12 protein-coding genes are annotated in these 11,814 nt (G+C 29.9%); all 12 read right to left on the bottom strand.

What is annotated here, in order from left to right:
* Window positions 1-37 precede the first annotated feature (37 nt).
* Window positions 38-1,300, bottom strand: coding sequence for an oligosaccharide flippase family protein (locus tag V8G56_RS01330; RefSeq protein WP_395436646.1), 1,263 nt, complete (start codon window positions 1,298-1,300; stop codon window positions 38-40).
* A 148-nt stretch (window positions 1,301-1,448) separates the two neighbouring features.
* Window positions 1,449-2,000 (bottom strand): hypothetical protein, encoded by a 552-nt coding sequence (locus tag V8G56_RS01325; RefSeq protein ID WP_395436645.1) that lies wholly within the window; start codon window positions 1,998-2,000, stop codon window positions 1,449-1,451.
* A 24-nt stretch (window positions 2,001-2,024) separates the two neighbouring features.
* Window positions 2,025-2,759, bottom strand: a complete 735-nt coding sequence (locus V8G56_RS01320) for a glycosyltransferase family 2 protein (RefSeq protein ID WP_395436644.1) — start codon at window positions 2,757-2,759, stop codon at window positions 2,025-2,027.
* The gene (locus tag V8G56_RS01315; protein ID WP_395436643.1) at window positions 2,760-3,488 is read right to left on the bottom strand and encodes an FkbM family methyltransferase; all 729 of its coding nucleotides are present in this window, start codon (window positions 3,486-3,488) and stop codon (window positions 2,760-2,762) included.
* 3 nt (window positions 3,489-3,491) lie between these two features.
* Window positions 3,492-4,553 carry an NAD-dependent epimerase/dehydratase family protein gene (locus V8G56_RS01310; protein ID WP_395436642.1) on the bottom strand — a complete coding sequence of 354 codons (1,062 nt, stop codon included), beginning with the start codon at window positions 4,551-4,553 and terminating at the stop codon, window positions 3,492-3,494.
* The gene (locus V8G56_RS01305; protein ID WP_395436641.1) at window positions 4,553-6,445 is read right to left on the bottom strand and encodes a hypothetical protein; all 1,893 of its coding nucleotides are present in this window, start codon (window positions 6,443-6,445) and stop codon (window positions 4,553-4,555) included. The genes V8G56_RS01310 and V8G56_RS01305 overlap by 1 nt, the downstream gene beginning before the upstream one ends.
* On the bottom strand, window positions 6,442-7,503 hold the full coding sequence (locus V8G56_RS01300; RefSeq protein ID WP_395436640.1) for an NAD-dependent epimerase/dehydratase family protein: 1,062 nt from the start codon (window positions 7,501-7,503) through the stop codon (window positions 6,442-6,444). Before V8G56_RS01300 ends, V8G56_RS01305 begins: the two co-directional genes overlap by 4 nt.
* A 2-nt stretch (window positions 7,504-7,505) precedes the next feature.
* Window positions 7,506-8,372: a dTDP-4-dehydrorhamnose reductase gene (gene rfbD / locus V8G56_RS01295; protein ID WP_395436639.1), complete on the bottom strand. Its 867-nt coding sequence runs from the start codon at window positions 8,370-8,372 to the stop codon at window positions 7,506-7,508.
* A complete protein-coding gene (gene rfbC, locus V8G56_RS01290; RefSeq protein WP_395436637.1) occupies window positions 8,369-8,914 on the bottom strand; it encodes a dTDP-4-dehydrorhamnose 3,5-epimerase in 546 nt (181 codons plus the stop codon). The genes rfbD and rfbC overlap by 4 nt, the downstream gene beginning before the upstream one ends.
* Complete coding sequence (rfbA, locus tag V8G56_RS01285) at window positions 8,914-9,780, bottom strand: glucose-1-phosphate thymidylyltransferase RfbA (protein WP_395436636.1); 867 nt, start codon at window positions 9,778-9,780, stop codon at window positions 8,914-8,916. The genes rfbC and rfbA overlap by 1 nt, the downstream gene beginning before the upstream one ends.
* The gene (gene rfbB, locus V8G56_RS01280) at window positions 9,781-10,827 is read right to left on the bottom strand and encodes a dTDP-glucose 4,6-dehydratase (RefSeq protein WP_395436634.1); all 1,047 of its coding nucleotides are present in this window, start codon (window positions 10,825-10,827) and stop codon (window positions 9,781-9,783) included.
* A gap of 3 nt (window positions 10,828-10,830) precedes the next feature.
* Window positions 10,831-11,814 carry a hypothetical protein gene (locus tag V8G56_RS01275; protein ID WP_395436633.1) on the bottom strand — a complete coding sequence of 328 codons (984 nt, stop codon included), beginning with the start codon at window positions 11,812-11,814 and terminating at the stop codon, window positions 10,831-10,833.

The raw sequence follows: 11,814 nt of genomic DNA, 5'->3' as shown, positions 1-11,814 counted from the left end.
TATATTGTTTAAAAGCAATTATTAGGCCCACTTGTTCTCACTTAAAATTTACTCCTTTTAAATTTAGATAAACGACTAGTAAACAAGTGGCATAAAATATTTCAATTAAAATAAGTGTGAAAATTGAACCTATAATTTCAAAATAATTAATTAAAAATATGCCAGATAACAACCCAAACAGGGGGGCTATTATTGCGATTTTCATGAGTTCTTGTTTCCTGTCTAAAGCAGTCAAATATAGGGCTAATGGACAATTAACAATTGCTATTAAGATTCCTACTAAAGATAAGAGCAACATGCTTTCTAGTATGTTTGAATTAAAACTAGTAAAATACAATATGACTTCTTGGTGAAAAATTAATAAAGCGCCTAATTCTATAATAACAAACATAATAACAAAGCCATACGTGTTTTTTATGTTACGTTTAGCAACTGTTTTGCTAGTGTTTACTTGCTCAGATATCTTTGGTAACATAAATGTTTGGTATATCCCAAAAGGTTTTCTTCCAATGTTGTATATCTTTTCAATAATAGAGTACACTCCCGCCATTTCATAAGAAATAAGAGAGCCAACTAAAGGGCCTAAAAAGTAAAGGGACGTATAACTCCCTATGTTTGATAGAAAAAAATGGTAGCTCCCTTTTAATTCTGTTATAATTGAAGAAAATATAAACTTATTAAACTTGAAGTTATGATTTTTTATTATATAAATTAAAGATGATAGTCCAGAAACAAATATTCCTATTCCATAAAATAAATTTATTAGAATAACATCGTCTTTATCTTTAACAAAAAGATAGATAAAAATAAGGTAAACAAATTGTCCGAAAACAGTCAAAAGACTCCAAATTTTAATTCTATGAAGTCCTTGAAGTGCCCAGCTTAAATTTAAAACAGACGCAAAAGGGAGGCTTAAAGAAATAATATAAACCAATAGCTCTATTGGATTAGATATGATAAAAGAGTATATGAATAAACATATTGGAAGTATGGTCAAAAATATAAGCCCTTTTGTGTAAATAATATTATTTATTACCCGTGTTTTATTATCAGGATTGCTTTCTTTTGAAAGTTTATTGACGCCTGTAATATTAAATCCATAATCTACAATCATACTGAAAAAATAGGAAACCGAAAATGCTACTGCCGACATCCCATAAAGTTCTAGGCCTACTGTTTTAATAAGGTGTGGAACCACAAGTATGGGCACTAACAAACCCACAATACTACTAAGCCCCGTGTAGAATGTACCTGTGAAAAAGTATTTTAAATCAGGTGTAGTTTTTTTGTAAAATTGCATTTACTGTTTTGTGCTGTTTTCTGTGATCTAATACAGGTGATTTTTAAACTATTGGGTTGTTATTGAAACATTTTTACTAATGCCATTCGTTATCTTTGTTTTGCTGTAATACGAATTTATACTTGATAAGCATAAAAAAATATGCTTTTTATTTGGTCAATAATTCTCTGTTTTGAATCTTTCTTAATTCTTCAGTAATTATATAATCTATTTGATAAAAAATCGGATTATATAATTCACCTTCTTTTGTAGGTGTAATTGTAGAATTATGATAATCGACTGCAATTTGTTCTGTTGGAGAAAAATAGTGAAAAAATTGTTTTCCATGTGCTTCAAATTTTTTGTTAAAGTATTGAACACAAAAATTATTCATTAGCATTTGCCCTTGTTCTATATTTTCTCCAACATCAATTCTTAAATTAGTTATTAGTAAATCCTCTGGTAATTCAAAAACTAATTTTTGAATTCGACTATTTCCTTTAACAATTACTCTTACAGACATTTCTTCACTAAAATTTCCTGTTCCATCTTCGGTATAAAAAACCTGAAAAATATCATCTTTGGGGACAAGCATTTCTAAAACAACTTTCACATTGCTTTCAACTGGTTTTAAAGTAACAAGTTCAAGACTATCTATTGGTTTCTCGTTTTTACAATTGGTCAATATTAGTACAGATAAAATTAAAATTATTGCTTTCATAAATTTATTTATTTTCCGTTACTATTATAATTTTTTAAAATCTCCTCTCGAAAAATATTTTTCAACAAAACAATATACCAAAATAAAAAAATAACGGCTGCCCATTTCTTTTATTTTAAGTTTTGATTCACCATATTTTCTGTTAGTCCATGAATTAGGAATTACCGTATAAGAATAACCTCTTATAATTGCTTTTAAAGGTAATTCAATTGTCAGATTAAAATGTGGTGAAAGAATTGGTTTAACTCCTTCAATTACTTCTTTTTTATAAAGCTTAAATGCATTTGTAGTGTCATTATATTTTATTTGCATGACTATTCTAATAATAGCATTAGCGACTCTATTAATAATTTTTTTAACAAATGGGTAATCAATTACTTTTCCTCCTTTCATAAAACGACTACCAAAAACACAATCATAATTACCTTCGACCATGGTGGTGTAATAGCGAATCAAATCGTATGGCGAATCGGACAAATCCGCCATCATGACTGCAACGCAATCGCCGGTAAATCGGTCTAAACCATATCTCACTGCATATCCAAATCCATTTGGTCCAAGATTGGTTTCATATTTTACTGTTGGATATTTTTGTGCCAATCTTTCTAAAACTTGCAACGTATTATCCTTTGAATTATCATTAACTATAATAATTTCGTGGTCTAAATTAACTTTAGAAAAGGCTTCTTCAATTGAGTCAATTGTTTCTGTAATAGATTCTTCCTCGTTATAGGCAGGAATTACGATGCTAAGCTTCATTTATTTTCTTTTATTCACATATATTAGTTCTGCGAAATCACCAAAACCATGTTTAAATTCTGCTGCTATTTCAAAACCATGTTTAACTAATATCTTTTCAATGTCTTGATGCTGACTGTTACTTAAGTACATATCGTCTTTGTGACTTTCCAATTGAATAAACCTTATGGGCATAACCTTGTTTTCATCGCTAAACAATCCTTGCAAGCATTTCAATTCATGACCTTCAACATCAATTTTTAAAACATCAAATGAAATATGTGGATTTTCATTTATAAAATCACTCAATCTAATAACCTCAACTTTGTAATTATCTACAATAAGGTTTTCTTTCGAAACACCTAAAATTTTTGCCTTTTTTTCTAAATATTTTGATTCTAAGTTCAACTCTTCAAATGTAGATGTTTCGTCCAAAATGTTTTCATGAAAGACCAAATCACCCTTTATGTTACTTACACCAAAATTATATAATTTGACATTAGTAGTTGTCTTATATTTGTTTAGTAAAAAACTAAATAATTTTTTATTCGGTTCAAACGCATGGACATTAATATTTTGATTAATCCTTTTAAAAAAATCTATCGATTGCCCTTTGTTTGCTCCAACATCTAAAATATTGATGTGTTGATTTATTAAATTTTCCTTATAAAACTTTTTTAATTTGGGGTAAAAGAAAACACCTTCATTAATATGAACTAATTTTTGAATTATTTTGGTTCTAATACTCATTGATTAGTTCTTAATAATTGTCGAATTAAAAATTTGAGTCAAAATATCGTTAATGTTGTATTTCCAATTCCATTCAGGAAAATGTGTTTTAAATTTAGAAACATCACTAATCCACCAAATATGATCACCTACTCGGTTAGTTTCTGAATACTCATAATTCATTGGTTTTCCGGTAATTTGTTCACACATTTCTATAGCTTCTGCCATAGAACAATTTGAGTGTCTTCCCCCACCGGCATTGTAGACTTCACCTTGACGTGGGTTTTGATAAAAATACCAAAACATGTTTACTAAATCCCAACTGTGTATGTTGTCTCTAACTTGTTTGCCCTGGTAGCCAAAAACAGTGTATTTATCCCCTGTAATAGCACATTTCATTAAATAGGATAGAAAACCATGTAGTTGTGTTCCTGAATGATTAGGCCCCGTTAAACAGCCTCCTCTAAAAACCCCCGTATTCATGCCAAAGTATTTACCATATTCTTGCACCAAAACATCGGCCGCAACTTTTGAAGCGCCAAACAATGAATGTTTGGTTTGATCTATACTCATTTGCTCATCAATACCTTCTTTAAAATAAGGGTGAGACTCGTCTATTTCCCATCGCTTATCTAATTCAACTAATGGTAAGTAATTTGGAGTATCTCCATAAACTTTGTTTGTAGAAGTGAAAATAAACGTTGCTTCTGGCGCATGTAAACGTGTCATCTCTAACATATTTAACGTTCCATTGGCATTCACTGTAAAATCGGTTAATGGTTCGCGTGCTGCCCAATCATGGCTTGGTTGTGCAGCTGTATGAACGATTAATTTTATATCTGAACCATACTTTGAAAATAATTTTTCCAATTCCTCAACATTTCTTATGTCAATTGCATGATGTTCGAAATTAGCTATTTCCTCTACTAATTTTTGGGTATTCCATTCCGTAGATGCATTAGAGCCAAAAAAAACTTTGCGCATATTATTGTCAATTCCTATTATTTTATCAAATTTTTGAGCAAAAAAAGTAACGGATTCACTACCTATTAATCCTGATGACCCAGTAATAATACCTATTTTCATTATTGTGTGATTTTATATTCTTTAATTCTAACTTTTTCTTTGAAATATTTCGACTTTTGAGGAATAAGATTGTATTCTATAATTGCTGTTTTCTGTTTGTTTAAACTATCTATCGTTTCTTGAAATTCTTCATTTCTGTTAATAAATTTATCAGAAAATATTCCAGTTTTTAATAGTGCATTTGAAGTTTTAAATTCAGATATTTTTCTATTGGCTGTTTTTATTGCTATTTTAATACTTGGTGTGTGTTTAAAGAGGCCATATAATTTTCCAGATAGGGTATGATATAATTCTAGTTCATAATAGACGTCCTTTTTAGGAATTAATGGCGAATTGATCAACATGGCATATTCCTTTATAAATTTTAGTTTAACTGGTTTAATATTTTTCTTTTTTTCTAATAAAATGTAGTCGTTTCCATTTAAAGTAAATGCATCAATTTTTGAATAATTTTTTAATAAAATTAAATTCATTTTTACCTCATCAAAAAGAGGGTATCTATTGTCAATTGACAAATAATTGAATAAAACGAATTGAGGAGCCTTTTCAGAATTATAATGCTCAAAGTTTAAATCTTCTAAATACTTCGTATAAGCAGTGTAAGATTGAATAACGGGCCTTGGTAAATAATTTAATTTGTTTTCAAATAATAATTGAATATTCCACGGATATACGTCAACTGTTTCATTGCCTATTCTTTTTAATATAGATTGAGGTATTTGATTCTCATTTGGGAAAATACGCATGCTGGAAGTTGGTGTGAAATCCATAAAGCTTTCAAAATAATTTCTTTTATCAATCTTTGATTTTATACTTATTGACTTGAATTCAGAATTTTGAACACAAATAAATAAGCCAATTGAAATCAAAGCGGTTGTAAAAAGTGTCATTATATTCTTCAATTTGTATGAGAAAAAATCCATAAAACACAAAACCAATAATAGAATATAATTATAAAACTCCATTACGTGTTGAATGTCAGCTCTTACAAAAGCTTGCTTATAAATTATGAAAAGGCAGAGGGTAAATAAGCAGAGGGTAAACAGGTTTTTTAGATATGTTTTTTTCTCTTTAAAAAGCCTTATTAATAAAAACAGTAATGATAGAAAAATAAAAACATATGTTAAATTTTGATAATTGATAAAATTAAATTGTTCCAAATACATTATTTCATTATACCCAGTAACCATTTCAATTCCTGAGATAATGTAACCGTATAATTCAACATTTAATATTTTGGATAGTATAAAAATCAATACCAAAGGAATCGACCCATATAAAAGAATCCATTTAATTTTTTCTTTTTTAGTGATTATAAAATAAATAAGCATGCCATAATACGGCAAAAAGGCTATTAAACCTGTGTTGAATTTGATGAAAAACATCAACGGCAATAATATGATTGAAAACACATATTTATACCACTTTATACTTTCAATATTTTGTCGAATCCAAAAAACCAAAAACAACAATAAGACTAATGATTGTGAACCCCCGATAAAAAATGGAAAAAGAAGTACTACGGATATAATAGCAAAAACTACAAGTAGTTTATTTTTACTTTTTGTGTAGGTTAAAAAACATATAGTAAATAAATTAATAAAGTAGAAAATATCAAAAAGTAAAAAGCTAAACTTATTTGCTCCCCAACCTATTCTAAGTGTTAAATACGATAATGGTCCATAAGTAAATGCAAATTCTTTTCCCCAAATTAAATCTTTAATATTAGCATAGCCCATTGTTACAACCCATGACGGGTCTAAAGAATTACCTGATAAATCTATTGGGAAAATTATTAACTCAAAAAAGTTAGGAAATAATAAATATGCCGCGCTAAAAGACACTACAAATGCCAATATATTATTCTTAGAAAACAATGCTTTTTTTATCATTTTAGTATTGATTCTAATTGGTTTTCGTTTTTCTTAATCCAGTCGTAAATATCTTGAAAAATAGTTTCAACCGATTTTTTTGGTTTCCAGCCAATTTCATTTTCAATTCTTGAATTATCCGTAATATAAATTCTTAAATCGGCTGTTCTGGTTTCCGCTACTCCATCAATTTTAATTGAGTTTCCGGTAATTTTTTCACATATTTTGGTCATTTCTTGTAACGAGACACTGTTTTCTAAACCACCTCCTACATTATAAATTTTACCATTAAACTTTTCAATCTGATGGATTTGCAAGTCTACTAAATCTAATAAATCATCAACGTGAAGAATATCGCGAACTTGTTTGCCAGTTCCGCCATAACCAATATATTTTAAAGATTGTTTCCAAAAATGTTTAGCCATCCAGAGCGTTACAACACCCTGGTCTGTTTTTCCCATTTGTCTTGGTCCAGCAATAACTCCAAATCGAGTAACAGCAGCTTGCAGACCATAAAATGCCCCATATTCTTGAATGAATAATTCTGAAGCTAATTTTGTTGTTCCATAAAAAGACCTTGCGCCTTCAAGTGATAATTTTTCAGAAATTCCTTTTGGAGAAATTCCTTCACTTGTTTGATTTTCATCAAAAACAAAACGCGATTCTTTTTCAATAAAATTTGCTTTTTCAATGGTGTCTATTGGATAGACCCTACTTGTTGAAAGAAAAATTAGTTTAGCCTTGTTTCTAATACATGCATTAAAGCAATTTATAGAACCGTACAAGTTGTTGTTTATAACATAGGTGGGGTCTGAATCTAAGCCAGCAGTTACCGAAGGTTCTGCAGATGCCTCTATAAGCACATCAAAACTTCCAATCGCCTGAACATCTTCATTATTTCTTATATCGCCATGAATAAATAAAACACCTTGTTTTTGAAAATCGGCAAAATTTAATTCAGATCCACGACGTTTTAAATTATCAAATGCTATAATTTCATATGCTGGGTATTTTGATTTTAATTGTAAACAAAGTGTTGACCCTACAAATCCTGCCCCTCCAGTAATTACTATTTTCATTATTAATGTGTTTTTAAACTCTCTTCCCAATTTTTAACTTCAAGTCCAAAAATGTTAGTGATTTTAGTTTTATCCAAAACACTATAAATTGGTCTTTTTGCAGGAGTCGGGTAGTTTGATGTTGGAATTGGTTTCAGATTTATTTTGATGTTATTAGTTTCAAATATTTTCTTAGCGAAATCAAACCAACTACAATATCCTTCATTACTAAAATGATAGGTCCCGTAAAAATCTATTCCTTGTTTTCTTTGCTCAAACAAAATATGTTTAGAAATCATGTGCATTATGGCTTCTGCCAAGTCTAGCGCATTTGTTGGCGTTCCTATTTGATCGTTAACAACACTTAATTCGGTTCTGGTTTCTGCCAAACGCAACATGGTTTTTACAAAATTACTTCCATAAGGGGAATACAACCAGGAGGTTCTTATAATAAAATGTTTTGGTAAAATAGATTGAATATGCTTTTCTCCTTCCCATTTTGAAGCGCCATATATACTTATTGGATTCGGAAAATCACTTTCTTTATATGGTGTCGTTTTGGCGCCATCAAAAACAAAGTCTGTAGAAATATGAATCAAAACAGTGTTATATTCCAAGCAAGATTCCGCTAAATTTTTGGCACCATTTGCGTTGACATCAAAAGCTTTTTGAGTATCTTCTTCAGCCTTGTCTACAGCAGTATATGCCGCGGTATTAATGCAAAAATCTGGTTTAAAATCATGAAAAAAGTCTAGTATTTGTTTAGAATCACAAATGTCCAACTCATCGATATCTACATACTTATATTCAAAATCAGAATACTGGTTTGATATATCTTGAAGACACTTTCCCAATTGACCTAATGATCCTGTTACCAATATTTTTTTCATACTTGAGTTTGACTTAAAGGCTTTAGCAACATGTCTTTTTCTGAAACAATGTACTCACTCTCACTTAAAACCCAATCAATATTCAGATCTTTATCGTTATAAATAATGCCCCCTTCGGACTCTTTATTATAAAAATTATCGCATTTGTAAGAAAAAATCGCTGTGTCGCTAAGCACAATAAAACCGTGAGCAAATCCTCTCGGAATAAATAATTGTAGTTTATTATCTTCAGATAACTCTAAAGACACATGTTCACCAAAAGTTGGTGAGTCTTTTCTGATATCTACCGCTATATCAAGTACCTTTCCCTTAATTACTCTTACTAATTTGGCCTGAGCATATTCACCTCTTTGATAATGTAAGCCTCTTAAAACTCCTTTTGAAGAATACGATTCGTTGTCTTGAATAAAATTAATATTTTTCCCAATTAACCTATTGAAAGTATTTTGATTAAAACTTTCAAAAAAATAGCCTCTGCTATCTTGAAAAACTTTTGGCTCCAATATAAAACACCCTTTTAATTTGGTTTCTTTTAATGTCATTATTTATTATTAAGTAAGCCTAATAAGTTTTTGCCATACCCGCTTTTTAATAGTGGTTGTGCTAAATTTTTAAACTGTTCTTTATTAATATAACCCATTTCGTAAGCAGCAGCTTCAATAGCGCCTATTTTAAGTCCTTGGCGCTCTTCAATAACCTCAACAAATTGAGAAGCCTGCATTAATGATTGAAAAGTGCCTGTGTCTAACCAAGCTGTTCCTCTATCTAAAATACTAACATTAAGTTTGCCTTGTTTTAAATATTCTCTATTCACATCTGTAATTTCGAGTTCCCCTCTATGACTTGGCTTTATGTTTTTGGCAATTTCTACTACCGAATTGTCATAAAAATAAATACCTGGCACAGCATAATTAGATTTAGGTATTTTTGGCTTTTCTTCAATGGAAATAGCTTGACCATCACTATTAAACTCTACAACGCCATAACGTTCTGGGTCATGCACTCTGTAGGCATAAATAACCCCGCCATCAGGATTATTATTGGCTTGCAAAAGTTTCGCTAATCCTGTGCCATAAAAAATATTATCTCCTAATATTAGAGCTACTTTCTCTTTTCCTATAAATGCTTCGCCAATAATAAAAGCTTCAGCCAAACCATTTGGTGCTTCTTGAACCGCATATTCAAATCTACAACCATACTTTTTGCCATCTCCCAACAACTCTTGAAATAATGGTAAATCTTTTGGTGTTGAAATGATTAATACTTCATTTATTCCCGCATACATTAAGGTAGATAAAGGATAGTATATCATTGGCTTATCATAAATAGGCATGAGTTGCTTACTTACAGATAAGGTTAATGGGTGTAATCGCGTTCCCGATCCTCCTGCTAGTATGATTCCCTTCATTTAATTATTATATTGTTTTTCGTAATATAATTGATAATCACCACTAGTAACACCATGTAACCAATCGTCATTATTCAAATACCAGTCTATAGTTTTATTTAATCCTTCTTCAAATGTTACTGAAGGTTTCCAGCCTAATTCTTTGTTTATTTTTGAGGCATCAATTGCATATCGCAAATCATGTCCCGGGCGATCTTTTACATAGGTTATCAGTTTTTCAGATGTACCCTCAAGCCTATCTAATTTAGCATCCATTTGTTTGCATAGTAATTTAACTAAATCTATGTTTTTCCATTCGTTAAAGCCCCCAATATTATAGGTTTCTTTATTTTTTCCCTTATGAAAAACTAAATCAATAGCTACAGCATGATCTTTTACATACAACCAATCCCTTGTGTAATTTCCATCACCATAAACAGGTAGCCCTTTATTATTTATTATGTTATTTATAAAGAGTGGAATTAACTTTTCAGGAAACTGGTTTTGCCCATAATTATTTGAACAATTTGTGATAACATACGGCATTCCATAGGTTTCTCCATAGGCTCTAACAAAATGATCTGAACTAGCTTTTGATGCTGAATAAGGTGAATTAGGATCATATGCTGTTTTTTCAGTAAACAATCCTGTTTGCCCTAAACTTCCATAAACCTCATCGGTACTCACATGATAAAACAGTTTGTTGCTGAAGTTGTCTTTCCAAGTATTCTTAAAAGCATTTAAAAGAATCATGGTGCCTATAACGTTGGTTTTAACAAAAGCCAAAGGGTCTTTTATAGATCTATCTACATGAGACTCTGCGGCTAAATGGATGACCCTATCAAACTTATATTTCTCAAATAAGTTGTTTATAAAGACTTCATCTGTAATATCCCCTTTTAAAAAAGTGTAATTTACTTTATTTTCAACATCTTTTAAATTCTCTAGATTGCCCGCATAAGTCAACGCATCTAAATTAAAAATATGATAATCCGAATACTTCTCTACAAAAAGTCTTACCACATGAGACCCTATAAACCCTGCACCTCCTGTAATTAAAATATTCATCAACTATAATTTACTTTTTTCTAATTGTCTTTTATAAAAAGAACTGAAGCCCCTGATAAAAATAAAACCTATTATAAAGATAAATGGCAAAATAAATTTCATCTTTTCATTTATAGCTTGAGTGTTTTTAATATTTATGGTTGAACTCGTATCCTTAATGATTCTATCCTCATCTATTAATTGAATTCTACTATAACCTTGTTCCCTTGTTAACTTGTCTTTAGTTTCAATAACATCATTTAATTGTGTGTTCTCATTATAGTAAACAAGTCTATCATTATGTTGAGGACCGTTTGCTGCATTTGAAAAACTATTTAAAACACTATTTATTTGATAAATGATGGAGTCATTAGCTTTCATTTTAAGTTTAAGGTTGTTTAGACTCTCTTTCTGAATTGCCTTAAAATAGTCTGATTTATTTAAATAATTTAAAATAGGTTCAACTGTTTTTTCTTGAGTAATTTTTTGTGAGGTCGTAAAATTTATAACATGAAAAAAATAATTTTTGCTTGTTGTTTTGTCTAAAATTACTTTTTCAATTTTGTCATCCTCGGCCATTAATTTAATTAATTCGAAATTTTCTGGTCTATTCTGAACGAACCTATAAACATCAGCAATAGGTTCAATTGTTATCTCCTTTAAGTATTTTGGTTCCTTTAAGCCCAATTCATTTTTTAAAAAACTGGAATCATTTTCTTTAATTTTAGAATTAATCAAATCTATCTTATCATACAAATAATCATTAGATCCGAAATTTGGTTTAACGATGATATTATGGTTATAGTTTTTTATGGAAATATCACTTAAATAACCCAAAGCAACACCAACCATAAATAAAGCACCAAAAATTATAGCATTTCTCTTTAAAAAAAGGATGGCTTCAAATATTTTTGTTAAAAGCGTGTCAAAAAACCGACCAATTATCTTTGAAATTTGAAATAAATCAATCTCTTCATTTTCAAAATTGTTCTCCGAATTTGAACTCAT

Origin of the sequence: Gaetbulibacter aquiaggeris (genome assembly GCF_044003965.1) — a bacterium.
Lineage (GTDB): Bacteria > Bacteroidota > Bacteroidia > Flavobacteriales > Flavobacteriaceae > Yeosuana > Yeosuana aquiaggeris.
Note: the sequence above shows the minus strand (reverse complement) of the source record. Positions and strands in the feature narration are given on the sequence as shown.